This is a genomic window from Nocardiopsis ganjiahuensis DSM 45031 (genome assembly GCF_000341085.1).
GTDB classification, from domain to species: Bacteria; Actinomycetota; Actinomycetes; order Streptosporangiales; family Streptosporangiaceae; genus Nocardiopsis; species Nocardiopsis ganjiahuensis.
Map to the genome: position 1 here is coordinate 289,733 of NZ_ANBA01000008.1, position 24,067 is coordinate 313,799.

Sequence of the window (24,067 nt, forward strand, 5' to 3'; positions counted from 1 at the left end):
CCCACCCCCGTCAGTCGTGGTCGCGGCGGGTGCCCCGGCGATCGACCGGGACGATCATCGGGGTGTGGGTCTCGGGGTCGGGGATGATCCGCACCGGCAGCCCGAACACCTTCTCGACCAGGTCGGCGGTGACCACCGTGGCGGGCTCGCCCTCGGCGACGATCGCACCGTCCTTCATCACGATCAGGTGGGTGGCGTAACGGCAGGCGTGGTTGAGGTCGTGCAGGACCGCGACCAGTGTGTGCCCCTGCTCGGCGTGCAGGTCCGCGCACAGGTCCAGCATGTCCATCTGGTGGGCGATGTCCAGGTAGGTGGTGGGCTCGTCCAACAGCAGCAGCGGGGTCTGCTGGGCCAGGACCATGGCCAGCCACACCCGCTGGCGCTGCCCGCCGGAGAGCTCGTCCACCGAGCGGTCGGCCAGGGCGGTGACCCCGGTGGACTCCATCGCCTCGGCGACCACGGCCTCGTCCTGGGACGACCACTGGCGCAGGAAGCTCTGGTGCGGGAACCGGCCGCGGGCCACCAGGTCGGCCACACCGATGCCGTCGGGGGCGATGGAGGACTGCGGGAGCAGCCCCAGACGGCGGGCGACCTCCTTGGCCGGATAGGAGCTGATCACCTGCCCGTCCAGGAGCACGTCGCCCTGCGCCGGCTTGAGGGTGCGCGACAGGGCGCGCAGCAGAGTGGACTTACCGCAGGCGTTGGGACCGACGATGACCGTGAAGGAGTTGTCGGGGATGCTCACGGCCAGGTCGCGGGAGATGACGCGCTGGTCGTAGGACAGGGTGAGGTCCTGGCCCGTGAGGCGGGTGCTGGCGTCGTCGATCATCGTTCTCTTTCGGGTATGGCTCGGCGGATGGCTCTGCGGTGGCTGCTGGCTCGGCTGTCGCTCCTGGAACAGGATGGGCGCGGGGGCGCCTCAGACGCGGCCGCCGCGCCATTCGGTGTAGAGCAGCCAGATGAGGTAGCTGCCGCCGATGACGGCGGTGACCACGCCCACGGGCAGCTGGGTCGGGGCCATCAAACGCATGGCCACCAGGTCGGCGACCACCAGCAGCGCGGACCCCATCAGTGCGGCACCGACCAGGGTGGTGCCGCCGGTCCGGGTCAGGCGCCGGGCCAGCTGGGGCGCGGCCAGGGCCACGAACCCGATGGGCCCGGCCACGGCGATGGCGGCCCCGGTCAGCGCGCTGGCGGCGGCCAGGGCGATGATCTGGGTGGACTGGGCGGACACCCCCAGGCCCCGCGCGGTCTCCTCACCCAGCTCCAGGAAGCGCAGGCGCCGGCCCACGGCGAAGATGACCGGAGCCAGCACGGCCAGGCCGATCCACACCGCACCGACCTCGGCCCAGCCGCGGCTGTTGAGGCTGCCGATCATCCAGATCTGGGCGCCCAGGGCGTCGGTGAGGTCGGCCCGGGTCATCAGGTAGTCGCGCACCGAGGCGAGCATGGCGCTCACACCGATACCGACCAGGACCAGCCGGTAGCCCTGGACCCCGTTCTTCATCGCCAACAGGTAGACCACCCCGGCGGTGATCAGACCTCCGGCGACGGCTCCCAGGGAGACCACCAGGCGCCCGGCGCCCAGGAGGAGGATCGCGGCCACGGCACCGGTGGCCGCACCGGAGGTGAAGCCGATGATGTCGGGGCTGCCCAGGGCGTTGCGCGACAGGCTCTGGAAGACCGCGCCGGCGATGCCCAGGGCGGCGCCCACGCCGATCGCGGTCAGGGCGCGGGGCAGGCGCACCCCCTGGACGAAGAACACGTCGAGGCGTTCACCGAACCCCATGAGGGCTGCGGGCACCGCGGAGATCGGGATCTGGTAGTCACCGACCGAGACCGACACGACCAGGGCGGCCAGGCTGACGGCCACCAGGGCCAGGCCGACCACGAGGGTGCGCGGGCGGAACAGGAAGGAGACCCGGCCGCGCGGGGAACGCCAGGCCTTGGCGCCCCGGGGTGTGAGCGCCGGCGCGGCGGCGCGGCGCTCCGATGTCAGGGTGTCACTCACAGCTGGGCCATCTTTCTGCTGCGGACCAGGGCGATGAACAGGGGCGCCCCGACGAGTGCGGTGATGATGCCGACCTCCAGCTCGGAGTTGGGCAGGATGACGCGTCCGACGGTGTCGGCGGCGGTGAGCAGGACGGCGCCCAGGACCGCGGCGTAGGGCAGGAGCCAGCGCTGGTCGGGGCCGGTGATCACGCGTGCGGCGTGGGGGATGATCAGGCCCACGAACCAGATGGGTCCGGCCGCGGCGGTGGCGGCGCCGCACAGCAGGATCACGCCCACGGCCGTCGCGGCGCGGATGAGGGGGATCTTGGCGCCCAGGGTGGCGGCCAGGTCATCGCCCAGGGCCATCGCGTTGAGCGAGGGGCCCAGGGCCAGGGTGACCACGACACCGATGACCAGGAAGGGGGCGACCTGGAAGAAGATGTCGAGGTCGCGCCCGGTCAGGGAGCCGACCTGCCAGAAGCGGATGCGGTCGAAGACGAAGTCGTTGAGGACGATGACGCCGTAGATGAGGCCCTGCAGGACGGCGGCCAGGGCGGTTCCGGCCAGAGCCAGGCGTACGGGGGTGGCGCTGGCGCGCCCGCGTGAGCCCAAAGCATAGACGGCGACGGCGGCGAAGGCGGCGCCGATGAAGGCGGGCCAGACCAGGCCCGCTCCGCCGGCACCGAAGACGAAGACGGCCACGACCACGGCCGCAGCGGCACCGGAGTTGATGCCGAGGATTCCGGGTTCGGCCAGGGGGTTGCGGGTCAGGGCCTGCATGAGGGCGCCCGCCAGGCCGAGGGCGGCGCCGACGAAGACCCCGATGATCGTGCGGGGCACGCGCAGGCTGCGGATGACGTCGTGGTCGTAGGAGCCGTCGTAGTCGGTGAGGGCGGCCCACACGTCGGCGGCCGGGATGGGTTTGGCTCCGACGGTGACGCTGAGGAGCGCGCAGACAGCGAGTGCGCCCAGGGCGATGATGAGGCCGATGGGGCGGATGACGCGTCTGGTCAGGGTGGGGCGCGTTGGTGTGGGCGCGCGCAGGACCACGGCTTCCCCGTTCGTCTTACTGGGTGAGGTGGATGAATGGGTCGGGTGAGGTGGACGGTGCGCTGCGACAACGGGTGCCGTACAGCGTCAGGTGAGGCTCGCCTTCAGCGGAACCGACGAAGCATCGTAGGGCATGGGACGAAATGAACCGAATCCCACCCGGACAGGTTAGCCTTACCTACATCCTGTTCGCACGGAAGGGTCCCCACAGATGCCCGAACTCACACCCGCTCCGCGCCACCTGAGCGTATTCGCCCTGGTCGGGGTCCTGGCACTGAGCGCCTGCGGCACCCGCGGCGACGATCCCGCCGCCGACTCCCCCTCCGACACCCGAACGGTCGAGGGCGCCAACGGAACCGTGGAGATCCCCGCCTCCCCCGAACGCGTCGCCGTGCTGTGGCGCCCCTCCCTCGCCGCCGTCACCCAGCTGGGCCACGACGTGGTCGGCACCATGGGCACCCCCGGCGACGCCGACCAGGGCCTGGCGCCCTTCCTGCCCGAGGACGTCGACGGCGCCGACCTGACCCTGGTCACCAACTCACCCGTCGAGGACGACGTCAACATCGAGGAGCTGGCCGGGACCGAGCCCGACCTCATCATCGGCGTGAGCACCCCGGTCGGCACCCAGGCCGAGATGGTGGACCACCTGGAGGCGATCGCGCCCACCGTCCTGCTGGAGTGGGAGGGCACCGGTTCCTGGCGCGGCCACCTGGCCGAGGTCGCGGAGATCCTGGACGCCCGGGCCGAGGCGCAGGAGGCCGTGGCCGCCTACGACGCCGCGATCGAGCAGGCCCGCACCGACCTGGCCGAGGCCGGCGTGGACCCGGCCTCGACCGAGCTGTCCCTGGTGCGGTTGCAGAGCGACACCGAGTTCCGCCTGGAGACCCCGGCGTCCTTCCCCGGCCAGATCGTCGCGGACCTGGGCTTCGCACGCCCCGACACCCAGCTGGAGGGGGACGGGGACACCGACTTCATCCCGCACAGCTACGAGAACCTCGACCAGGCCGACGGCGACGCGGTCTTCGTCCTGGCCGGCTCCGGCTACCCGGACGCCCCCGAGACCTTCGCCGACGGCCTGTGGTCCAACCTGGACGCGGTCCGGGACGAGCGGCTCTACCGGGTGGACCACGACTTCTGGGGCTCGGCCAACCACCACGGCGCGCACCGCATCATCGAGGACGTCACCGCGGCCCTCACCGGCGCCATGGACCCGGCGGTGTAGTCCCTCAGGCGAAGACGTCCCAGCCCATCCTGGCGAGCAGGGCCAGGACCACCACCAGCAGCACCGCCCTGACGAACCCCGAACCCCGCTGCAGGGCCATGCGGGCGCCGACCTGCGCGCCCAGGATCGTGCACACCGCCAGACCCAGGCCCAGCAGCCAGTCCACGTGCCCGCCCAGGGCGAAGACCACCAGGGCGCCGATGTTCGTGCACACGTTGACGATCTTGGCCGAGGCCGAGGCGTGCAGGAAGTCCATGCCCAGCACCGCGGTGAAGGCGATGATCAGGAACACGCCCGTACCGGGGCCGATGATGCCGTCGTAGAAGCTCACCCCGATCCCGGCCAGGGCCAGTGCCGCCAGGATCCGGTTGCGGGTCCGCAGGGCCGGGTCGGGCGAGGTGCCCATGGCGGGGCGGAAGACCACCAGCAGCGCGACCCCGGCCAGGACCACCATGATGATCGGCTTGAGCACGTCGGCGGTCAGGGCGGTGGCCAGTGCCGCGCCCAGACCCGAGCCCAACAGCGCCAGTCCGGCGGTGGGGATGACGACCCTGCGGTCGATCCTGACCTTGCGCGCGTAGGCGATGGCCGCCGAGGTGGTGCCGAAGACCGCGCCGAGTTTGTTGGTGCCCAACAGCGTGGCCAGGGGAAGGTGCGGGGCGGCGACCATCAGGGCGGGGAGCAGCAGCAGTCCGCCTCCCCCGACGACGGCGTCGATCCATCCCGCGGCGACGGCGGCCAGCAACAGCAGGCCCAGGATCTCGGGGTCCATCACCGGGCCTGCTCGCCGGGGGTTCGGACAGAGGGGATCATCGGTTCACTTCCGTGGCGGGGAACGGGACGCGAGCCAATCTAGCCACCGGCACTGACCGGTCTGTCACGGGACCGGGTCAGTGATCCCCTTACACACCCCGCCGAAAGGCCACCCGTACGATGTAGATTCGTAGTAGTCGGGAAAAAGGCGGCGGCGCCCGGGTACAGGGGACGCCACCGCCGTCTGTGGGACCGCGCTCAGAACCCCGCGCGGTCGAACCAGTCCCGGGCCCCGGCCAGCACATCCGGAGGCAGCTGGTGGCCGCCGGGATGCTCGCGGGTCTGCACGTCCGCTCCCCGCTCCCCCAGCTGGGCGGCGAGCAGACGGGCCTGGTCGACGGTGATGATCGGATCGGCCACACCGTTGCCCAGGAACACCCGGGTGCCCGACAGGTCCACCGGATCCGGCTCGCGGTCCTGCAGCGGAGCGCCGCCCGCGAAGAGCGCCGCGCCCGCGAGCAGCCCCGGACGGAGCAGCAGCAGGGCGGCACCCGTGTTGGCCCCGTTGGAGAACCCGCTGACCACGATCCGCTCCGGATCCAGGCCGTAGGCCGCGGTGGCGACCTTCAGGAACCCCGCCAGCTCCTCCGTGCGCGCGATCAGGTCCTCGACGTCGTAGACGCCCTCCCGCACCCGGCGGAACCAGCGGTTCATGCCGTTCTCGGAGACCTTTCCCCGCGGTGAGAGCAGAGCCGCCCCCGGAGCCAGGGCCCGGCCCAACGGCAACAGGTCGTGCTCGTCCGCGCCCGTGCCGTGCAGGAGCAGCACCGTGGGCGCGTCCGGCACCGCGGCCGGCTCGAAGACGTGGACGAAGTCCTCCACCGCCGTCACTGGTCGACCTCCACCCGCGGCAGGCTCGCGGCGATCTGCTCGTGGTCGGGCTCCAGCCACGGCGGCAGCTTCAGCGAGCGGCCCAGCTCCAGCAGCGGCTCGTCGTAGTCGAACCCGGGGCCGTCCGTGGCGATCTCCAGCAGCACGCCGCCGGGTTCGCGGAAATAGATCGAGGTGAAGTAGGTGCGGTCACGGATCTCGGTGACACCCACCCCGTCCGCCTCCAGGCGCCGGCGCCAGGACTCCTGCACGGGGGTGTCCGGGGCCCGGTAGGCCACGTGGTGCACGGTCCCCGCGGCGACCATGCCCCTCTCGGCCTTCGGGTCGGCCAGGACGTCGACGATGGTGCCCACCCCGTCACCGGTGTCGTTCGTGCGGAACCGCATCCGGTTGCCGTCCTCGCTGTGGAGGTGGAAGCCCAGCTGGCCGCCGAGCATCTGCGCGGTGCCGTCGGCGTCCTGCTCCGTCAACGTGACGGCCCGGATGCCGCGAATGGCGTGGTCGGTGGGGACCACTCCCCCGTCCCAGGGGTCGGTGTCGTGGTAGTCGGCGCTGGCGGCCAGCTCGATGACCAGGCCGTCGGGGTCGCGCAGGGTGAGGACGTCCTCCTCACCGCGCTCGCTCGGCCGGGTGATCGGCACGTTCAGCGCGGCCAGGTGGTCGGCCCACCAGCCCAGGGAGCCCTCGGGGACGGAGAAGGTCGTGGTGGTGGCCTGCCCGGCGCCGAGCCTGCCCTTGGGGGCGTCCGGCCAGGGGAAGAAGGTCATGATCGTGCCGGGGTTGCCCGCGCGGTCGCCGTAGTAGAAGTGGTAGGTCTCGGGAGCGTCGAAGTTGACCGTCCGCTTGACCATGCGCATGCCCAGCGCGTTCAGGTAGAAGTCGGCGTTGGCCTGGGGGTCGCTCGCGATCGCGGTCACGTGGTGGATCCCCGAGGGGCGCACGTCCATGTCCTTCACCCTTTCCTGTTCCTGGTCCTGCCGGTCACCCGCTCCAACAAGTTGAATCCTAAACTACTTCCTGGCGGACGTCTCCCCTCTCCTGCCCGGCAACCGGTCCGCCTTCCCCCAAGGGCAGGCACAGGACTCTCCCAGAGGCGGACGACCGGGGCCGGAGCCGATTCGAACGGCCCCCGCACCGAAGGCCTCAGCACTCCGGCGAACCGGATCCGACCGGCTTCCGGGAACCGGAGCCCATACCGTGACGTTCTGCCGGAGGCCTTCCCCGTGCGCGCTTGGCGCGGCTACGGTGTCCTTCATGAGCACGAGCGACCCCACGCGTATCCAGCCTTCCGGGATCTGCCGCCGCGGCCATCACGAGTGGCGGCACGACCCGCCGGACGGCAAGCGCCTGGTGTGTGGCCGCTGCAAGTCCATGAGCATGAACAACTACGGCGCCCCGTGCCGCGCCGACTGCACCGACTGCACCGACTGCAACCGCACCGCCGTCGCACAGGTCGAAGCTCATTGACTTCCTCTCCCGCCTGAAGGCGGGAGAATCCCTTACGCCGCCTGTGGCGGGTTCTCGGGTGGTTCGCGCTTCTCAGACCGCCTACCGGCGAGGTCTCCACGCACCGACACCGCCAGCCCGGCGGCGTGATCAATGTTGTTCGCAGCGTTGGTGTCCGCATTGTCGGTGTGCCCGCAGGTGGGGTTCTTGCACACGAACCTGTCCTGCGACTCCCGGTTACCGGATGTGATGAACCCGCACACCGAGCACCGCTGAGAGGTGCCCCGGGCGGGAACCCTCACCACGGTCCCACCACGCTCGGCGGCCTTGTATTCCAGCAGGGTGACAGTGCGCCCCCACGCCTGACCGGCGATGGCGCGGTTCAATCCAGCCTTCTGACGGACCTGTGTGCCGGGGGTTTCCACGGTGCCACGGGCAGACCTGGTCATCCCTTGGATGTTCAGATCCTCCACCCCGATGCGGGAGAAATCCCGCGCGAGTTCGGTGGTGGTCTTGTGCTGCCAGTCCAGGGCTCGGCGCTTGGCTCTCGCGCGCAGCCCGCAGATCTGGTCATAGGTTCGCTTCAGCCGGTTGGAAGTCCTCTCGCCCCGCTTGCGCGCGCGGCGCTGACGTGCAGCCTTCTTCTCCAACCGGCGCAGGCGTTCGGTCTGGCCATCGCTCATCCACGGGCCGTGTTCACAAAATGTTCCGTCGGACAGGGCCAGGGGTTTGGCGATGCCCCGGTCGATGCCCACAGTCGGCCCCTCATGTGGGGCCGGGCCGTCCACTTCGCGTTGGACGCGGAAAACGATGTGCCACCCGTCGGCCTCACGCACCAGGCGGGCGCCGGTGACCCGGTTGTCCTTGTTGGTCTGCTTTCCGATGGGCAGGTTCCGGGTCCACCGGAACTTGACACGGCCGGCCTTGGGGATCTTGACCTGTCCCCATCGGCGGTTGAGCCGAACGATCTGGAGGTCGCCGCCTTGGGGGACGTCGATCGCGGCGCGGGCGCGCATCCGGGCTTTGAATCGGGGCTGGGCGCGTTTGCCCGCCCAGCAGGCCCGCCAAGCGTTGAAGTAGATCTTCAGTACCTGTTGAGCGGCTTGGGCGGGCAGTACCACCAGCCAGGGGATGTCCTTGCGTGCCTGCCTGATCGCGGCATCGGCGTCGGCCAGTGAGACCCGCCGGTTCTGCGAGGCCATGGTCCACCAGTCGTGGAGGAGGTTCCACAGGGCGCGGGCGGCGTGGCCCTGGTCTTCGACCAGGGCGGCCTGGTCGAGGGTCAGGTCGAGCCTGGCCTTGTGTCCGCGTTGCAGTTACACAGGGAACCTCCCTCCCAGCGTGTTCGGCGACGTGCCCATACTGTCGTTTGGTTCATGTCACCACGCTGGGAACACAATCCTGAAGTGCGCAGGGGCGCACATGTCGCTTATCACCTTCATGCCCATTTGGTGTTTGTCACGAAGTATCGACGCGGAGTTTTCACCACCGAGATGTTGGGCCGGTGCGAGGAGATCATGCGGGAGGTGTGCGTGGACTTCGACGCCGAGCTGAAGCAGTTCAACGGCGAGCGCGACCACGTGCACCTGCTGGTGCACTACCCGCCCAAGGTTGCGCTCTCGAAGCTGGTCAACTCGCTGAAGGGTGTGTCCTCCCGGTACCTGCGCCAGGAGTTCACCGGTCAGGTGAGCCGCAATATCATGCACGGACGGTTCTGGTCCGGGTCCTACTTCGCCGGGTCGGTGGGCGGCGCGCCGCTGGAGATCGTGCGGCGCTACATCCAGGCGCAGGAGCGCACCGGCCACCAGCCCAAGGGGTGGTGGGGCGATTCACCCACCGGCTGAAGCCGGTGGCACCCGCGCCAACGCCAGGTAGTTTTTCGCTCGGATGGCCCCGCAGTTCGAACACTGCTCGGTCCCGCTGTTGGGCCCCGAGCCCCAGTCGTGATCGCATCTGGGCATGGATCCTCCTCACCTCTCCGAAGGATCTACCCACTGGGGCCGGACCGGGCCGGTCGCGTCCGCTTCCGGACAGGCCCCGCCCGCGACCGGACGGACGCGCTCCGGTGACCGGCGGCCACCGCGGTGAAGGACCCGCGGCGGGGCAACGTGGAGAGCACCGGGCCCCCTCGGGCAGGACACGCACGAAGAACGGAGCAACCCGTCAAGAGCAAGAAGATCTCCATCCTCGCCGGCACGGCCGTCCTGCTGCTGTTGCCGGCCGTCGGGTATTTCGGAAGGAACGTTCTCACCGGAGCTGCCGTGACCGCTCTTTTCAGCAGCAGCCACGTCCATTCCTCCCAGGGCGAGAGGACAGCGGCCGAAAAGGTGCCGAGCTCGTTCAGGCCGAGCACCTACCTACGAGCGACTTCCGTCACCTGGACCTCGTGGAACGACGACACGGCGACCGGCTACGCGCGGATATCGACGGCGTTCCCCGGAGAGCTGTTCTCCGCGGGCCACCGGGTGCGGATGGAACTCAGCTGTCCGGTCGATCACGACGGAACCACCTACTTCGGGCGCTACGACATCGAATGGCTGGACGGCCCGCCCGCGGCGGGAATGGACGGCTGGGAACAGGAGGGGTCGATCACCGTCCTTCCCGGTTGCGACTGACCCGCGGGAAAGCGCGCCGACCGCGCCGTGGACCACTCCGCCGAGGCCGACCAGCAGAGCAGGGTGGCGGCCGCAAGGACCCGGTATCGGCCGCGGGATCGGCGGGGTCCCAGCGGACAGCATCGCCCCCGGCTGCCTCGCACGAGACCGGCCCCGGTGGGCGGAGGCTGGGATGGTCGGCGTGCGCCGTTCGGGCGCCCCGCCCCGGGGCCCGGCCCCTTCCTCCTTCGGGCCGGGCCCACGCGCGTGTCAGAGGGTCCTGCGTTTCCCACCCAGGCCGCCGAGCCACTTGAGGGGGTTCCTGCGGTTCGCCCGGCCTGGCGAGGTGCTCCGACCGGCCGGGGCCTTCATCGGGTCCTTGCCGTTCGCCAGCCTCTTCAGGGGGTTCCTGCTCCCGCCCCCGGGGCCCGTGAGCAAGTTCCCCCTGTTCTTGGACCTGCCCGGCCCCTGGACTCCCTTCAGGGGCTTCCCGGGCTTCGAACGCCCCTTGGTCGAGGGGGACTTCGCCAGGCGCTGTGCCTTCTTCAGAGGGTTCCTCATATCGATCTCCTCCTCGTCAAAATCAAGTCCGTGTTCTGTGCCGATTCCGTACGCGGCTCCGACGCCGCGGGCCGCTCAGGCTCGACCGCCTGCTCGCGGGCCCAGGAGGGCGGCACCGCCTCAGCGGTGTGTACCGCGTGCGGCCGTCTCCCCCTGGTCTCGGCCGTCACCATCACCTGGTGTCAGAGGCACGGGAACCTCGCGCGACCGGTTCGGAGCCCTAGCGGTACCCGGACTCACAAACGCAGGGAATAATGACGAACAGAACACTTTTTGCTTTTGCAGTGGCTCGCTACCCCCAACCACAGCGATAATGCGCCTTTGCCTGAGGAAGCTCTCCAGGAAACGCTTCGGTGACTGCGGGCCGGTCTCCGGCAAAGGAGTGCCATCGCACTTCAAAGGCACTTTGAGGGCTCTCTCTCCACTTCCCGGTTCCTCGCCGAAATTTTGCGCTCCCGCAGCGCCGTCGTCCCCCGTCGGCGTGATCGGGCCCCGACCGGCCCCGGGGAAGCCCGGAGGACCCACCCCGCCCTGTCCGGCCAGTGGTCCGGGCGGTGCTGGGGTCAGTCCCGGGCCGGGGCGGGCAGGCGGCGCAGCCTGAGGGCGAAGAGCGAGGCGAGCACGGTCAGGCCCAGCGCCAGCACCACGGTGCCGTTCCAGCCGACCGCGTCGTAGACCACCCCGCCGAGCCAGCCGAAGAGGCTGGCGCCCAGGTAGTAGGCGAGCGTGTAGACGGCCGCGGCCTGGGCGCGGCCGCGGACCGCGTGGGAGCCCACCCAGGCCGAGGCGGTGGCGTGGGCGCAGAAGAACGCGAAGGTGAGCAGGAGCAGGGCCCCCAGCAGAAGGAGCACCGAGGTGGTGAACAGCCCGCCGAGGCCGACCAGCAGGAGCAGGGTGGCGGCGGTGAGGACCCGGTAGCGGCCCCAGCGCAGTGTGGCGGACCCGGCCATGGCCGAGCCGACCATTCCCGCCGTGTAGGACAGGAAGAGCAGGGAGGCGACCGCCTGGGACAGGCCGAAGGGCGCATCGGTGAGGCGGAAGCCGAGGACGTTGTACACGGCCATGAACGCGCCCATGAGCAGCAGCGCCTGGGCGTACATGGGGATCAGGCCGCGGGTGGTCATGGCGGCCCCGAGGCGGGCGCCCAGGCCGAGGCCCTCGTCGGAGCCGGTGCGGCGGACGGGGTCCGCGGACTTCTCGGGGCGGGGCAGGACCAGGACGAACACCAGCAGGGCGGCCAGGCCGAGGACGGTGTTGGCGGCCACGCCCCACTGCCATCCGCCGTGGTCGGCGGCCAGGCCCGCCAGGAGGCGTCCGCCCATACCGCCGAGCGGGTTTCCGGCGATGTACAGGCCGGTGGCCCTGGGCGCGTCGTGGGGATGGATCTCCTCGGCGAGGTAGGCCACGGCGGCGGCCGAGACCCCGCCCAGGGCGGCGCCCTGGAGGGTGCGCAGCAGCAGGAGCGTCCAGAGCTCGGTGGAGAAGGGGACGACGGCACCGATCAGGGTGGCCAGCAGCAGTGAGATCGCGATGACGCGGGCGCGGCCGATGCGGTCGGCGGCACCGCTCCAGACGAGGGTGAACCCGGCCAGGCCGCCGGTGGACAGCGAGACGGCGAGGGCCGCCTGTCCGGCGGAGGTGTCGAAGCCGACCGCGATGGCGGGCAGGATCGGCTGGACCGACCACAACTGGGCGAAGGTGGCCACGGCGGCGGCCACGAGCGCGATGACCGTGCGCCGGTAGGCGGCCGTGCCGGCGCGGGGGCGCGGATCACGGGTGGTGGAGGAAGTGCTGGTCACGGTCATGCTTCAACGCTAGAAAGCGTATTTTCATACGTCCAATACATGATTTCACGTTGTTGCATACTGTTGTGCATGAATGACCGTGACGTGGACGCCCTGACCCGCACCCTGGCACCCCGGTTGCGGATGATCGCGGCGGTGGCCAGGACCGAGCACATCACCCACGCGGCCGAGGAGCTGGACATGCCCCAACCCACCCTGAGCAGGGCCTTGGCCCGGTTGCAGGAGGAGCTGGGGATGGCGTTGGTGGAGCGCACCGGACGGGGGATCCGGTTGACCCGGGCCGGCCGGCTGCTGCTGCCGCACGTGGAGCGGGCCTTGGACGATCTGCGTCAGGGAGTGGCCGAACTCACCGGGGCCGAGGAGGGCCGGGTGGCACTGACGTTCCTGCCCACGCTGGGGGTGGAGGTGGTGCCGGTGCTGCTGCGGGGGTTTCGGGCCGAGCATCCGGGGGTGCGGTTCACCCTGACCCAGGAGCCGTGGGCGGAGTCGCTGCGCCGGTTGGCCTCGGGCGGCGCGGACCTGGCCCTGACCTCTCCGCTGCCCTCGGGTCCGGGGTTGAGTTCGGCGGTGCTGCACACCCAGTACCTGCGGTTGGTGGTGCCCGAGCACCATCCGTTGGCGGCCTCGGCGGACGGAGCGGTGGCCCTGTCCGCCGCGCGGGACGAGTTCATCCTGCTCAAACCGGGGCGCGGGGTACGGCATCTGACCGACCGGCTCAGCGACCGGGCGGGGTTCACGCCCCGGGTGGCCTTCGAGGCCGACGACATCGCCACGGCGCGCGGTCTGGTGGCGGCCGGCCTGGGGGTGTCGGTGCTGCCGGCCCGGCCCCGCGGGCCGCTGAGCGGGACGGTGGAGCTGAGGATCCGGGACGGGCAGGCTGAGCGCCCGGTCGGGGTGGTCTGGCCCAGGGAGGGATCGGGCGGCGGGTACGAACCCCCGGCGGTGGCGCTGTTCCGCGACTACGTGCGCCGGGTGGGGCCGAAGGTCCTGCCCGATCTCACCGGCTGAGCGGGGCGGGGTCCGCGACCGGTTCCTCCGGGTCGGCCCGCAGGGGCTGGGGCCGGTACACGAAGGTCACCAGGACCACGGAGATGATCATCAGGAGCAGCCAGGAGATCAGCTTGGACAGCGACACCAGCTCCCACCCGTCGTCCTGGTTCGGGTAGATCCAGGCTCCCGCGAAGGTGGCGATGTTCTCGGCCACCCAGATGAAGAAGGCCACGCCCGCGAAGGCCGCCAGGACGGGCATCCGCCGCCAGTCCTGGGAGCGGTGGTTGCGAAAGTGCATGACGCAGCGGGCGTAGAGCACCACGACCAGGGCCAGCAGCACCCAGCGGAAGTCGAACACGTAGTGGTGGCCGAAGAAGTTGGCGTAGACCGCCGCGCCCAGCAGCGCCGTCGCCCAACGCGGCGGGTAGTGGTCGAAGCGCAGGTCGAACAGGCGGAAGACCCGGACCATGTAGGAGCCGACGGCGGCGTACATGAACCCGGTGTAGAGCGGCACCCCGGCGATCCAGAGCAGGCCCTCGCCGCCGTAGTACCAGGAGCCGACGGCGGTCTTGAAGACCTCCATGGCCGTGCCGACCAGGTGGAACAGGACGATCACCCACAGCTCGCGGCCGCTCTCCAACTTCAGCAGGAGCATGAGCGCCTGGATCCCCACCGCCCCGATGACCAACGCGTCGCTGCGGGAGAGCGCGACGCCCTCGGGGTACCACAGGTGGGTGGCGAGCAGCAGGAGTAGCATCAGGGCGCCGAAGACGCACGCCCAGGCCTGCTTGGCCGTGAACACGGCGAACTCCAGCAGGACCCCGCGCACCCTCCCCCGCCCCTCCAGGGCTTCCAGGCGCTGGTGGGCCCAGGCGTCCAGGCGCCGTTCGACGGGGGTGAGGGAGGACCGGCGTTCAGTTGGCATGCGCCCGATAGTACGGATCATCCCGGTCCGCTCCGACCCGAGACGGCCGGGCACGCCCCCGCCCCGCGGCTCCGGGGGGCGAAAACCCTTTGTGGGCGCCGCCTCGCGGGGCCAGGATGAGACCCCATGAACGCTCAGCACAGCTCTGCCGAAACCGCCGCCCGGCCCGCCGCGCCCCGTCCGGTCGCCCTGCTCACCGGGGTGGGCCGCACCGCGGGCATCGGTGCGGCCCTGGCCCGCCGGCTGGCGGACTCGGGCTGGGACGTCGCCCGCACCCAGTGGACCCCCTACGACGAGCGCATGCCCTGGGGCGTGGAGGACGAGGCCGTCGACACCATCGGCGCCGACCTCGCCGAACGCGGTGCGGCCACCCTCGCCGTCGAGGCGGACCTGGCCGACCCCGCCACCCCCGCCCGCGTCTTCGACGAGGTCGAACGGCGCCTGGGCGCGGTGAGCGCCCTGGTGATGTGCCATGCCGAGTCGGTGGATTCGGGGCTGCTCGACACCACCGTGGAGAGCTTCGACCGGCACTTCGCCGTCAACGCCCGCGCCTCCTGGCTGCTGGTGCGTGAGTTCGGGCTGCGGTTCTCCGGGGCGCACGGCAGCGGCCGGATCATCGCCCTGACCAGCGACCACGTGGTCGAGAACATGCCCTACGGCGCCAGCAAGGGCGCCCTGGACCGGATCGTGCTCGCCTCGGCGCGCGAGCTGGCGCACCTGGGGGTGACCGCCAACGTGATCAACCCCGGGCCCGTGGACACCGGTTGGATGCCCGACCAGGTGCGCGAGCACTGCGCGGAGCACACGCCGCTGGGGCGCCTGGGCACCCCGCGCGACACCGCGCACCTGGTCGACTTCCTGTGCTCGCCCCAGGGCGGCTGGATCAACGGCCAGCTCCTCAAGAGCGACGGCGGTATCTCCGCCTGACCCCCACCCGCGGATGGTCTTGCTGCCAGAGGCGCTTTCGGCGCCTGGGGTTTCAGTGGCTCAGCGCCTCTGGCAGCAAGCTCACGGTCGAGGACGAACCCTAGAACGGGTAGCGGGCCGGGTCGGCCTGCATGGTGATCCACTGGGTCTCGGTGAAGGCCTCCAGGTTGGCGCGGGTACCGCCGAACCGTGAACCCGTGCCCGAGAAGCCGACCCCGCCGAAGGGCGCCACGGCCTCGTCGTCGACCGTCTGGTCGTTGATGTGCACGATCCCGCTGGGGATGCGGTCGGCGATCTCCATGCCGCGCATCGGGTTGGTGGTGACCACGCCCAGGGACAGCCCGTACTCGGTGGAGTTGGCCAGCTCCACCAGCTCGTCCACGGAGGAGAAGCGCACCACGGGGGCGACCGGGCCGAAGACCTCCTCGGCGTAGGCGGGGGTGTCCGGGTCGACCCGGTCCAGGACGGTGGGCCGGTAGTACAGGTCCTGGTAGGTGCCGCCCGCGCGCAACTGCGCCCCGGCCTGGACGCTGCTGGTGACCAGGTGGTGGATCTTGTCGCGCTGACCGGCGTCGATGATCGGCCCCAGCGCCGCACCGTCCTCCTCGGTGCTGCCCACGACCAGGGCCTCGGCCTTGGCGGCGAGGCGCTCCACATAGGCGTCGGCGACCGACTCGTGCACCAGGTGGCGGCCGGTGGTCATGCAGATCTGCCCCTGGTGCAGGAAGGAGCCCCAGGCGCCGATGGAGGCGGCCGAGTCCACCGCCGCGTCGTCCAGGACGACCAGGGGGGAGTTGCCGCCCAGTTCCAGGTGGGCGCGCTTGAGGTGGCGGGCCGCGGCCTCGCCCACCTTGCGCCCGGCCGGGGTGGAGCCGGTGAAGGAGATGACGCGCACGTGCGGGTCGGCGACCAGGGCCTCCCCGGCCTCGACCCCGCCGGGCAGCACCTGGAACACCCCCTCGGGAACCCCGGCCCGGCGGAAGACCTCGGCCAGGACGGCGCCGCCGCAGACGGCGGTGCGCGGGTCGGGCTTGAGGATGACGGCGTTGCCCAGGGCCAGGGCCGGGGCGACCGAGCGGATGCCCAGGATGAGGGGGACGTTGAAGGGGGCGATGACCCCGACCACGCCCGCGGGCACCTGGCGGGAGAAGCTCAGGCGGGGTTTGGCGGTGCGCAGGATCTCGCCGTGCGGCTGGGAGGCCAGGGCCGCGGCCTCGAAGCACTCCCCCGCGGCCACGTGCACCTGGAAGCCGGCCATCCCGGCGGCGGCTCCGCCCTCGCGGCGCAGCCAGCCGATGACCTCCTCCTGGTGGGACTCCAACAGGTCCCCGGCGCGGCGCATGACGGCGGCGCGCTCCTCGAAGGAGGCGGCGGCCCAGTCGCGCTGGGCGCGGGCGGCGCGCAGGGCGGCGTCACGCACGTCCTCGGCGCCGGCGATGCCGGTGCGGCCCAGGACGGTGCCGGAGGAGGGCGAGACGACCTCGGCGTCTCCGCCCTTGGCCGGGGTCCAGGCCCCGGTGAAGACGGCGCTGGTGAAATCCTCGGCGGCGAGCAGGCTCACGGTGTGACTCCTTGTCAGGTGTGCTTGATGACAGGGGGCGGGTGGTGGTGCTGGTGGTGCTGGTGGTGCGGGCGACCGGTCAGGCGACCGGCTGGTCGGTGCCGCGTTTGGCACGTTGGATCTGGGCGTAGACGCGGGCGCGCAGGTCGGTGAAGCGCTCGTCCTGGCGGGTGGTGAGCTGGTCGCGTTCCACCGGCAGGTCCACCGTGATGTCGTCCTGGACCACGGTGGGCGAGTTGGACAGCACCAGGACGCGTTCGCCCAGGTAGACAGCTTCGTCGATGTCGTGGGTGACGAACAGTACCGTCACGCCCAGACGCTGCCAGATCTCGCGGACCAGGTCCTCCAGGTCGGCGCGGGTCTGGGCGTCCACGGCGGCGAAGGGCTCGTCCATGAGCAGCACCTGGGGCTCGTAGGCGATCGCGCGGGCGATGGCCACGCGCTGCTGCATGCCGCCGGAGAGCTGCCAGGGGTAGGAGTCGGCGAACCCGGTCAGGCCGACCGCCTCGAGGGACTCGGTGACGAGTTCGGTGCGGCGGGCCTTGGGGAGCTTCTTCTCCTTGAGGGGCAGTTCGACGTTGTCGCGCACGCTCATCCACGCGAACAGGCTGCGTCCGTACTCCTGGAAGACGACGGCCATCCCGGGCGGCGGGGCCAGGACCGGCCGGTCGGCCAGTTCCACGGTGCCGCCGGTGGGCGCCATGAGCCCGGCGATGCACTTGAGCAGGGTGGTCTTGCCGCAGCCGGAGGGGCCGACCAGGCACACCAGCTCGCCCTCGGCGAGTTCGAAGGTCAGGTCGCGTACGGCCTCGACCGCCGTGGCGCCCCCGTTGTAGATCTTCTGCAGGCCGGTGACCTTGAGCATGGCGGGCCGTTCTCCCTGGTGGTTCGGCTGATGGTTCTGGTGGTTCATGGCTCACTCCCCCCGGTTGGCGGCGCGCAGGCCGCGGTACCAGCCCAGGACGCGCCCCTCGACGAGCTCGAACAGGGACGAGAGCACGAAGCCGATGACGCCCAGCAGCACCATGCCGGCCCACATCTCGGGGATGGCGAAGGTGCGCTGGAACTGGACGATGGCGAAACCCAGGCCGCTGGAGCTGGCGAACATCTCGCTGATCACCATGAGGATGATGGCCAGGGCCAGGGCCAGGCGCAGACCGGCCATGATCTGCGGGCCGGCCGAACGCAGCACCAGCACCCGCAGGCGGGTCAGGCCCGAGACGCCGTAGCAGCGGGCGGTGTCGGACAGGACCGGGTCCACGGCGCGCACGCCCTCGACGGTGTTGAGCAGGACGGGCCACACGCAGCCGAAGACGATCACCATGATCTTCATGGAGTCGTCGATCCCGGCGAGCATGATCATCAGCGGGACGAGCACCGGCGGCGGGATGGCGCGCAGGAACTCCAGGACCGGTTCGATGGTGGCGCGCACGCGTGCGTCCAGGCCCAGCAGGACCCCCAGGCCCACACCGAGCACGGCGGCGATCGCGAAACCGGTGAGCAGGCGGCCCAGGCTGGGCAGCACGTCCACGAAGAAGCGTTCGGAGAACCACAGGTCGGCGAAGGCCGAGGCGATGGCGGCGGGGGTGGGCGTGTAGAAGCCGGCGCCGGGTTGGGCGGTGACCGCCCAGTAGACGCCGACGATCAGGGCCGGCAGCGCCAGCACGTGCAGCAGGCGCAGGCCGGGGCCCGGGGCTCCGGGGCGGCGGCGCGTGCGGCGGGCGGGGGCGGTTCCGGCGGGGGGACTTCCCGTGCCGGCGGCGCCGGTGGTGCCGGGTTCGACGGTGGTGGGCCGGCTCATGCTGCGGCCTCCCCTCGGACGGAGGTGTGCCAGCGCAGGACGCGGCGTTCCAGGGCGCGCACACCGATGTTGATGACCACGCCGAGGATGCCGGTGGCGACGATCCAGGCGTAGACCAGGGCGACGGCGCCGCCCTGCTGGGCGTTGGTGATCTGGTCCCCGATGCCGGGGGAGCCGATGATCAGCTGGGCGGTGATGGACAGGATGAGGCCGACGGCGGCGGCCAGGCGCAGCCCGGTCATCAGGTAGGGCAGCGTGGTGGGCCACACGACGTAGCGGATGCGGGCCAGGCGGCCCAGCCCGTAGGAGCGGGCGGTCTGTTCGGCGACCGGGTCCACGTCGGCCACTCCGTAGAGCACCTGGATGTAGATGAGCCAGAAGCAGGCGTAGACCACCAGGAGCAGGGTGGAGCGGATGTCGGTGCCGTACACGAGCACGGCCAGCGGGATGAGCGCCACCGAGGGGATGGGCCTCAGGAAGTCCACCGTGGAGGTGGTGAAGGCGCGCAGCCGGGGTGCGGCGCCCAGGGCGAAGCCGAGCAGGATCGCGGCGGCCAGGGCGATGCCCAGGCCCAGCGCCCACCCGTACAGGGTGTGGCCCACCGCCTCCCAGAAGGGGGCGGTGGTGGCGCGCTCGGCCAGGGTGGCCAGGACCTCCGAGACGGGCGGGAAGTAGCGTTCGGGCACCGCGCCCAGGCGGGGCGCCAGTTCCCACAGGGCGAGCAGGCCGGCGATGCCCAGGGCGCCCAGGAGGGGCCGGTTGGGTGCGGTGCGGCTGAAGGCGGAGTTCAGGGGGCGGGGGCGGCGGGTGCCGTCCGGCGGCGGGCCCGCGGCCACCGTGTCCCGGGTGTGTGTGGTGCTCATCGGATCAGCGCGTCCAGGTCGGGGGCGGAGTCGATGATGCCGTCGGTGACCATCAGTTCGGCCAGGGTCGACAGGGCGTCGCGGTCGATCTCGGCGGGGAAGCGGGGCCAGCGCAGCTGGTCGAAGAGGGCGGGGTCGATCTCGGTGTAGGTGGTCAGGGTCTGGACGGTCTCCTCGCGGTTGGCCTCGGCGTAGGCCAGGGACTCGTTCATGGCCTCGGTGAAGGCGTCCACGGTCTCGGGGTCCTCGGCGGCGAGTTCCTCGGAGGTGAAGTAGGTGGCGATGGACAGGTCCGGGTGCAGGTCCACGAAGTTGCCCGCGATCTCGGTGGCGCCCTGTTCCAGGGCGACGGTGAGGAAGGGCTCGACCACCCAGGCGGCGTCGACCTGGCCGTTGTCCAGGGCGCCGGGCATGTCCGGGAAGGCGAGTTCGATGAAGTCGAGGTCGGTGGGGTCCCCACCGGCCACGCGCACGGAGTTGCGGACCGAGGTGTCGCCGATGTTGTTGAGGTTGTCGATGGCCACGGTCGCACCGGCGAGGTCGGCCGGGCCGGTGACGTCGCTGTCGGCGGGCACGACCAGGGCGCTGTAGTCGGTGTCGGCGTCGCCGGTGGTGGTCATGCCGTTGGCGACCACGGTCAGGGGCAGGCCCTGTTCGCGGGCGATGATCAGGGAGGCGACGTTGCCGAAGGCGAAGTCGAGCTCTCCGCTGACCACGCGGGGGACGGTGGTGGCGCCGCCCCCGCCGGTCTCGATGGTCACGTCCAGGCCCCGTTCCTCGAAGAACCCCTGTTCGACGCCGAGGTAGATCGGGGCGACCGCGGTGATGGGCAGGACGCCCACGGTGACGGGGGTGAGCCCGCCCTCGGCCTCGGCGGTGTCTCCGGAGCCGCAGGCGGTGGCGGCCAGGGTGAGTGCGGCGCCGGCGGCGAGCACGCCCAGGGCGGTCTTGTTGGCGGTCATGTGTTCTCTCCTGGGGACGGACAGGATCGTCGGTTCGGGTGTGGGGCGGCGGGGCGCGGGGGCAACGGGGCGGGGGTGGCGCAGGGGGCGGGGGTGGGCCCTAGTGCAGGAGGGCGTCGAGGTCGGGGGCCTCGTCCAGCAGGCCGTCGGTGACCATGAGTTCGGCGAGGACCTCCACGGACTCCTCGTTGATCTCCTCGGGGAAGCGCGGCAGGACCATCTGCTCGATGAGGTCGGGGTCGATCTCGGTGTAGGTGGCCAGGATGCGGCGGACCTCGTCGGGGTTGTCCTCGGCGTAGGCCAGGGACTCGTGGAGCGCCTCGGTGATGCCCTCGAAGAGTTCGGGGTCCTCGGCCAGGCGGTCCTCGGCGGTGAAGTAGGCGGCCACGGACAGGTCCGGGTGGGTGTCCACGAAGTTGGAGGCGATCTCGCGGTGTCCGGCCTCGCGGATGGTGGAGGCGAAGGGTTCCACGGCCCAGACGGCGTCGATCTGTCCGGTCTCCAGCGCGGCGGGCATGTCGGGGAAGGGCAGTTCGACGAAGTCGACCTCGGCGGGGTCGCCGCCGGCCTCGCGTACGGACTCGCGGACGGTGGTGTCGCCGATGTTGTTGAGGTTGTTGGCGGCCACGGTCAGGCCCTCCAGCTCGGCGGCGCTGGTGACGTCGCTGTCGGAGAGCACGAACACGCCGCCGAAGTCGGCTCCCTGTTCACCGGCGCTGGTGACGCCGTTGGAGAGCGTGGTCAGGGGCAGGCCCTGTTCGCGGGCGACGACGAGGGAGACGACGTTGCTGAAGGCGAAGTCGAACTCTCCGCTGATCACCCCGGGGACGATCGCGGCCCCGCCGGATCCGGACTCCAGCTGGAGGTCGATGCCGCGTTCACTGAAGAACCCCTGTTCGACGCCGAGGTAGACGGGGGCCACGTCCACGATCGGGATGACCCCGGCGGTGACGGTGGTCAGGCCGTCGGCGCCGTCGGCTTCGTCGGCCGGGGAGCCGCAGGCCGTGGCGGCGAGCAGCGCCGCTCCCGTGGTGAGGGCGGCCAGGGTCGGACGCATCGCAACTCCAACTGGTGTGGGTGGGATGGGGGCGCAACCATCATTTTGTACGCTTAGCGAACATGTGTTCTGAAAGTGAACATAGGTGATCCGCATCACCGGGTCAAGGTGTGCTCCAGGCACATTTCGGATACGTGAACAGCGGAGGACGGGATGACCGTGCCTGTTCAGGGCGTTTCGCGGGCACCACGAAGCCCGCGGCCGAGGCGATGCCGGGGGCGCGGGACACGCGGCAAAGGGGCACGACGCTCAGGGGCGCGGAACAAAGGAACATGGGGCGCCCAGGGGACGCGAAGCGGAGGGACGCAGAATGCACGAGGGCGGGAGGCGCGGGGGCGCGGGCACCGGCGCTTGCACCAGCGCCTCGACCGGCCCACAGGAACGCGAAGCAGGGTAGGGTAGCCTAACCAAATCGCCACGCGAGTGGGATGCCCTTCGACGGCGTCCTCGCGTGTGCCCGGCAGTGAGCACCACCTGATTGGACGCAGACCCGTGCGGCTTCCCACCGCCCCGGACGGACGCCGAGGCTGTTCCGCCCTGGCGCGCTACACCGACGAGCAGATCGCGGGCACCGCGGGCCTCACCACCGGATGGCTCCTGATCGAACACGACGGCCCCTGGCGCCATCCGGCCTTCACCAGCCCCGGCCTGGACCGGGCCGTCATCTCCCAGTTGGCCGAGCGCATCGCCGGGCACGCCCTCAAGCCGCAGCTCATCAAGCGCCCCGGCGCCGAGCGCTCCCGGCCCGGCGCTCCGCGGCGGGCCTATCTCGTCCACACCAGCCGCACCCGCCCCTGGGCCCGCCGGGTGGACTTCCACGACCTGTCCGAACTCCTGGACATCGACGTCACCGCCGCGGAGCGCCCCGAACCGCCCGCCTTCGGCACCCCCGTGGACCACACCCTCTACCTGGTGTGCACACACGCCAAGAAGGACCCCTGCTGTGCGATGCTGGGCCGCCCGGTCGCCGCGGCCCTGGGCCGGGGGCGGGCCGAGGTCTGGGAGACCACCCACGTGGGCGGCGACCGCTTCGCCGCCAACCTGGTCGCCCTGCCCCAGGGCGTGTACTTCGGCCGCCTGGACCCGGACTCGGCGGTACGCACCGTGGCCGCCTTCGAGCAGGGGACCGTCCTGCCCGAGAACTACCGGGGCCGCTGTACCGACTCCTCCCCCGCCCAGGCCGCGGAGGCCGCGCTGCGCACTCGTATCGGCGCCCCGGTGGGCGTCGACGCAATCACCCACCTGGCCGAGGAGGAGACCGTGGACGGGGTCCGCCTCACCCTGGGCCACGACGGCGGCCTCTACTCGGTGTCGGTGGAGACGGTGGAGGGCCAGGAGTGCCCCACCACGTGTTCGGCCCTGTCCCCCACCCGCCCGGTGCACCACCGCGTCAGCGGGATTCGCGGGGGCCTGCACAGCGGGGCCGCGGTCTAGGGCGTCTTCCGCGGGTGGTTCCGCGCTCGCGGCGGCAAGTGGCCTCACGAGTCGAGGGACCGGCCCTGTGGCGCGGGACCGGTCCCTCGTCGTCCGTGCTGTCGGGGTGCCGGAGTGGGGGGTCGGGGCCCGGTCGGGGCGGTGCCGGATCCGGGGGGCACCGCCGGGCCGGGCCCCTCGGCGCCCCGGAACGCACGGACTCCGGTGGGGCTTCGGGGTGCGGGGACTACTGGAAGACGACGTCGGAGCAGTTGTAGAAGGCCTCGGGGCTGTCGGAGCGCTCCCAGACCACGTAGACGATGTGCTGGCCCGAGCGCTCGGGCAGGTCCACGTCCCAGCGGTACTCGGCGCCCTCGACCCCGCCCTGGGTCAGCGGCGGGTCGGTGACCTCGCTGATGAGCTCCAGGTCGGACCAGTCCAGCGGGGAGTCGGGGGTCCAGCCCGCGTCGGTCACGTAGGTGAAGAAGGTGCCGGGGTGGTGGGCCCAGGCGTTGTGGTGGAACTCCACCGTCTGCCCCGAGGGCAGGGAGGTGGTGGGCCAGTCGTCGCGCACGGCGTTGAAGGCGGCGAAGTCGTCGGTGGGCCCGCACAGCTCGCCGTCGGCCACGACCTCCTGGTGGCGGCCGTCGGCGTCGCTGATCAGGTTGCCGAACCAGTTCCAGAAGGGGTAGCTGCCGCCCTCGTCCAGGGCGTCGGCGCAGGCGGGGTTGGTGGGCTCGACGTTGCCTCCGGCGCCGCCCTCGAGCCCGTCGACGTAGCAGGCGTAGGTGCGGCTGGCGGGGTAGGTGAAGGCGCCGTGGGCCTCGGCGGCCTCGGGTGCCAGGGTGAGCGAGATTCCGCCGACGAGGGCCGCGGACGCGGTCAGGGCTCCGATTCTGGCGAGGGTTCGCATGGGGTTCCTTTCGGGGTAGCGGGTCCGGCGGTGAGCGGGGGCGGGCCCGACGGACGGTCTCGGCAGGGTCGTCGGGGTCGGGGGCGGGTGTGCTCACCTCGGGTGGTGTGTCGTTCGGGTATCTGAGTACTATTCGGGCCCCACAGGATTTGGGAGCGTTCCCATGGCGCTTACGGGGCAAGTTAACAGCACCGAAACAGCGCCACAACGGGGGTTGGGGCAGATTTTTCACCCAAAGACTCACTGAGCACACGTTCAGTGACCGAACCGGAAGCCCGCGCGCCCACCCCGAACTGCACTGACACCGACTGATCACACCAATGGACACGAAGAGCGCGCCC

General features: G+C 71.2%; 24 protein-coding genes. 7 read left to right on the plus strand and 17 right to left on the minus strand.

Annotation, left to right across the window (positions count from 1 at the left end; all coding sequences use genetic code 11):
* Positions 1-10: 10 nt before the first annotated feature.
* The 3 genes from D458_RS0109960 to D458_RS0109970 all read right to left on the minus strand — a co-directional run bounded on the left by D458_RS0109960 (position 11) and on the right by D458_RS0109970 (position 3,042).
* Positions 11-829, minus strand: coding sequence for an ABC transporter ATP-binding protein (locus D458_RS0109960; RefSeq protein WP_017586594.1), 819 nt, complete (start codon positions 827-829; stop codon positions 11-13).
* A gap of 90 nt (positions 830-919) precedes the next feature.
* Positions 920-2,011, minus strand: coding sequence for a FecCD family ABC transporter permease (locus D458_RS0109965; protein ID WP_017586595.1), 1,092 nt, complete (start codon positions 2,009-2,011; stop codon positions 920-922).
* Positions 2,008-3,042 (minus strand): FecCD family ABC transporter permease, encoded by a 1,035-nt coding sequence (locus D458_RS0109970; protein WP_017586596.1) that lies wholly within the window; start codon positions 3,040-3,042, stop codon positions 2,008-2,010. Before D458_RS0109970 ends, D458_RS0109965 begins: the two co-directional genes overlap by 4 nt.
* 211 nt (positions 3,043-3,253) lie before the next feature.
* On the opposite strand from D458_RS0109970, the gene D458_RS0109975 reads away from it, so the two are divergent.
* The gene (locus tag D458_RS0109975) at positions 3,254-4,264 is read left to right on the plus strand and encodes an iron-siderophore ABC transporter substrate-binding protein (RefSeq protein WP_017586597.1); all 1,011 of its coding nucleotides are present in this window, start codon (positions 3,254-3,256) and stop codon (positions 4,262-4,264) included.
* Between the two features lie 4 nt (positions 4,265-4,268).
* Here the strand turns inward: D458_RS0109975 and D458_RS0109980 are convergent, their stop codons facing one another.
* From D458_RS0109980 to D458_RS0109990, 3 genes are all read right to left on the minus strand, one after another.
* On the minus strand, positions 4,269-5,036 hold the full coding sequence (locus tag D458_RS0109980) for a sulfite exporter TauE/SafE family protein (RefSeq protein WP_017586598.1): 768 nt from the start codon (positions 5,034-5,036) through the stop codon (positions 4,269-4,271).
* 239 nt (positions 5,037-5,275) lie between these two features.
* Entirely contained in the window at positions 5,276-5,908 is a 633-nt protein-coding gene (locus D458_RS0109985) for an alpha/beta hydrolase (RefSeq protein WP_017586599.1), read from the minus strand.
* Positions 5,905-6,855, minus strand: a complete 951-nt coding sequence (locus D458_RS0109990) for a ring-cleaving dioxygenase (RefSeq protein WP_026119163.1) — start codon at positions 6,853-6,855, stop codon at positions 5,905-5,907. Before D458_RS0109990 ends, D458_RS0109985 begins: the two co-directional genes overlap by 4 nt.
* Before the next feature lie 307 nt (positions 6,856-7,162).
* On the opposite strand from D458_RS0109990, the gene D458_RS0109995 reads away from it, so the two are divergent.
* Positions 7,163-7,375 (plus strand): hypothetical protein, encoded by a 213-nt coding sequence (locus D458_RS0109995; protein WP_040702337.1) that lies wholly within the window; start codon positions 7,163-7,165, stop codon positions 7,373-7,375.
* A gap of 32 nt (positions 7,376-7,407) precedes the next feature.
* Here the strand turns inward: D458_RS0109995 and D458_RS0110000 are convergent, their stop codons facing one another.
* On the minus strand, positions 7,408-8,670 hold the full coding sequence (locus D458_RS0110000; protein WP_051049639.1) for an RNA-guided endonuclease InsQ/TnpB family protein: 1,263 nt from the start codon (positions 8,668-8,670) through the stop codon (positions 7,408-7,410).
* A gap of 60 nt (positions 8,671-8,730) precedes the next feature.
* Here D458_RS0110000 and tnpA point away from each other — a divergent pair, with 60 nt between their 5' ends.
* Complete coding sequence (gene tnpA, locus D458_RS0110005) at positions 8,731-9,198, plus strand: IS200/IS605 family transposase (RefSeq protein ID WP_083936287.1); 468 nt, start codon at positions 8,731-8,733, stop codon at positions 9,196-9,198.
* Here tnpA and D458_RS38160 read toward each other — a convergent pair.
* Complete coding sequence (locus tag D458_RS38160; RefSeq protein WP_394296579.1) at positions 9,184-9,315, minus strand: DUF6255 family natural product biosynthesis protein; 132 nt, start codon at positions 9,313-9,315, stop codon at positions 9,184-9,186. The two genes, tnpA and D458_RS38160, sit on opposite strands and share 15 nt — an antisense overlap.
* A 300-nt stretch (positions 9,316-9,615) precedes the next feature.
* Here D458_RS38160 and D458_RS0110010 point away from each other — a divergent pair, with 300 nt between their 5' ends.
* The gene (locus D458_RS0110010; protein ID WP_152521101.1) at positions 9,616-9,969 is read left to right on the plus strand and encodes a hypothetical protein; all 354 of its coding nucleotides are present in this window, start codon (positions 9,616-9,618) and stop codon (positions 9,967-9,969) included.
* Positions 9,970-11,072: 1,103 nt separating this feature from the next.
* On the opposite strand, the gene D458_RS0110015 is transcribed toward D458_RS0110010, so the two are convergent.
* A complete protein-coding gene (locus tag D458_RS0110015) occupies positions 11,073-12,314 on the minus strand; it encodes an MFS transporter (RefSeq protein WP_017586605.1) in 1,242 nt (413 codons plus the stop codon).
* A 69-nt stretch (positions 12,315-12,383) separates the two neighbouring features.
* Between D458_RS0110015 and D458_RS0110020 the strand changes: the two genes are divergently transcribed.
* Positions 12,384-13,322, plus strand: a complete 939-nt coding sequence (locus D458_RS0110020; protein WP_040702302.1) for a LysR family transcriptional regulator — start codon at positions 12,384-12,386, stop codon at positions 13,320-13,322.
* On the opposite strand, the gene D458_RS0110025 is transcribed toward D458_RS0110020, so the two are convergent.
* On the minus strand, positions 13,312-14,229 hold the full coding sequence (locus tag D458_RS0110025; protein WP_017586607.1) for a DUF817 domain-containing protein: 918 nt from the start codon (positions 14,227-14,229) through the stop codon (positions 13,312-13,314). The genes D458_RS0110020 and D458_RS0110025 overlap by 11 nt on opposite strands.
* Before the next feature lie 126 nt (positions 14,230-14,355).
* Between D458_RS0110025 and D458_RS0110030 the strand changes: the two genes are divergently transcribed.
* Complete coding sequence (locus D458_RS0110030; RefSeq protein WP_017586608.1) at positions 14,356-15,156, plus strand: SDR family oxidoreductase; 801 nt, start codon at positions 14,356-14,358, stop codon at positions 15,154-15,156.
* A gap of 100 nt (positions 15,157-15,256) precedes the next feature.
* Here the strand turns inward: D458_RS0110030 and D458_RS0110035 are convergent, their stop codons facing one another.
* The 6 genes from D458_RS0110035 to D458_RS0110060 all read right to left on the minus strand — a co-directional run bounded on the left by D458_RS0110035 (position 15,257) and on the right by D458_RS0110060 (position 21,400).
* On the minus strand, positions 15,257-16,717 hold the full coding sequence (locus tag D458_RS0110035) for a benzaldehyde dehydrogenase (RefSeq protein WP_017586609.1): 1,461 nt from the start codon (positions 16,715-16,717) through the stop codon (positions 15,257-15,259).
* A 79-nt stretch (positions 16,718-16,796) separates the two neighbouring features.
* Positions 16,797-17,582 carry an ABC transporter ATP-binding protein gene (locus D458_RS0110040; RefSeq protein ID WP_040702338.1) on the minus strand — a complete coding sequence of 262 codons (786 nt, stop codon included), beginning with the start codon at positions 17,580-17,582 and terminating at the stop codon, positions 16,797-16,799.
* Positions 17,583-17,633: 51 nt separating this feature from the next.
* A complete protein-coding gene (locus D458_RS0110045; protein ID WP_017586611.1) occupies positions 17,634-18,518 on the minus strand; it encodes an ABC transporter permease in 885 nt (294 codons plus the stop codon).
* Positions 18,515-19,381, minus strand: a complete 867-nt coding sequence (locus tag D458_RS0110050) for an ABC transporter permease (protein WP_017586612.1) — start codon at positions 19,379-19,381, stop codon at positions 18,515-18,517. Before D458_RS0110050 ends, D458_RS0110045 begins: the two co-directional genes overlap by 4 nt.
* Positions 19,378-20,343 carry an ABC transporter substrate-binding protein gene (locus D458_RS0110055; protein WP_017586613.1) on the minus strand — a complete coding sequence of 322 codons (966 nt, stop codon included), beginning with the start codon at positions 20,341-20,343 and terminating at the stop codon, positions 19,378-19,380. Before D458_RS0110055 ends, D458_RS0110050 begins: the two co-directional genes overlap by 4 nt.
* Before the next feature lie 100 nt (positions 20,344-20,443).
* On the minus strand, positions 20,444-21,400 hold the full coding sequence (locus D458_RS0110060) for an ABC transporter substrate-binding protein (RefSeq protein WP_017586614.1): 957 nt from the start codon (positions 21,398-21,400) through the stop codon (positions 20,444-20,446).
* 492 nt (positions 21,401-21,892) lie between these two features.
* Here D458_RS0110060 and D458_RS0110065 point away from each other — a divergent pair, with 492 nt between their 5' ends.
* Entirely contained in the window at positions 21,893-22,834 is a 942-nt protein-coding gene (locus D458_RS0110065) for a sucrase ferredoxin (protein WP_017586615.1), read from the plus strand.
* Positions 22,835-23,060: 226 nt separating this feature from the next.
* On the opposite strand, the gene D458_RS0110070 is transcribed toward D458_RS0110065, so the two are convergent.
* Positions 23,061-23,726: a lytic polysaccharide monooxygenase auxiliary activity family 9 protein gene (locus tag D458_RS0110070; protein WP_017586616.1), complete on the minus strand. Its 666-nt coding sequence runs from the start codon at positions 23,724-23,726 to the stop codon at positions 23,061-23,063.
* Between the last annotated feature and the right edge of the window lie 341 nt (positions 23,727-24,067).

Coding starts and splice junctions, on each gene's coding strand:
- tnpA (WP_083936287.1), top strand. CDS start 8,731: ATGTCACCACGCTGGGAACACAATCCTGAAGTGCGCAGGGGCGCACAT.
- D458_RS0110030 (WP_017586608.1), top strand. CDS start 14,356: ATGAACGCTCAGCACAGCTCTGCCGAAACCGCCGCCCGGCCCGCCGCG.
- D458_RS0109990 (WP_026119163.1), bottom strand. CDS start 6,855: ATGGACGTGCGCCCCTCGGGGATCCACCACGTGACCGCGATCGCGAGC.
- D458_RS0110070 (WP_017586616.1), bottom strand. CDS start 23,726: ATGCGAACCCTCGCCAGAATCGGAGCCCTGACCGCGTCCGCGGCCCTC.
- D458_RS0110045 (WP_017586611.1), bottom strand. CDS start 18,518: ATGAGCCGGCCCACCACCGTCGAACCCGGCACCACCGGCGCCGCCGGC.
- D458_RS0109995 (WP_040702337.1), top strand. CDS start 7,163: ATGAGCACGAGCGACCCCACGCGTATCCAGCCTTCCGGGATCTGCCGC.
- D458_RS0109960 (WP_017586594.1), bottom strand. CDS start 829: ATGATCGACGACGCCAGCACCCGCCTCACGGGCCAGGACCTCACCCTG.
- D458_RS0109975 (WP_017586597.1), top strand. CDS start 3,254: ATGCCCGAACTCACACCCGCTCCGCGCCACCTGAGCGTATTCGCCCTG.
- D458_RS0109980 (WP_017586598.1), bottom strand. CDS start 5,036: ATGGACCCCGAGATCCTGGGCCTGCTGTTGCTGGCCGCCGTCGCCGCG.
- D458_RS0110060 (WP_017586614.1), bottom strand. CDS start 21,400: ATGCGTCCGACCCTGGCCGCCCTCACCACGGGAGCGGCGCTGCTCGCC.
- D458_RS0110050 (WP_017586612.1), bottom strand. CDS start 19,381: ATGAGCACCACACACACCCGGGACACGGTGGCCGCGGGCCCGCCGCCG.
- D458_RS0110025 (WP_017586607.1), bottom strand. CDS start 14,229: ATGCCAACTGAACGCCGGTCCTCCCTCACCCCCGTCGAACGGCGCCTG.
- D458_RS0110055 (WP_017586613.1), bottom strand. CDS start 20,343: ATGACCGCCAACAAGACCGCCCTGGGCGTGCTCGCCGCCGGCGCCGCA.
- D458_RS0110020 (WP_040702302.1), top strand. CDS start 12,384: ATGAATGACCGTGACGTGGACGCCCTGACCCGCACCCTGGCACCCCGG.
- D458_RS38160 (WP_394296579.1), bottom strand. CDS start 9,315: ATGCCCAGATGCGATCACGACTGGGGCTCGGGGCCCAACAGCGGGACC.
- D458_RS0110040 (WP_040702338.1), bottom strand. CDS start 17,582: ATGCTCAAGGTCACCGGCCTGCAGAAGATCTACAACGGGGGCGCCACG.
- D458_RS0110015 (WP_017586605.1), bottom strand. CDS start 12,314: ATGACCGTGACCAGCACTTCCTCCACCACCCGTGATCCGCGCCCCCGC.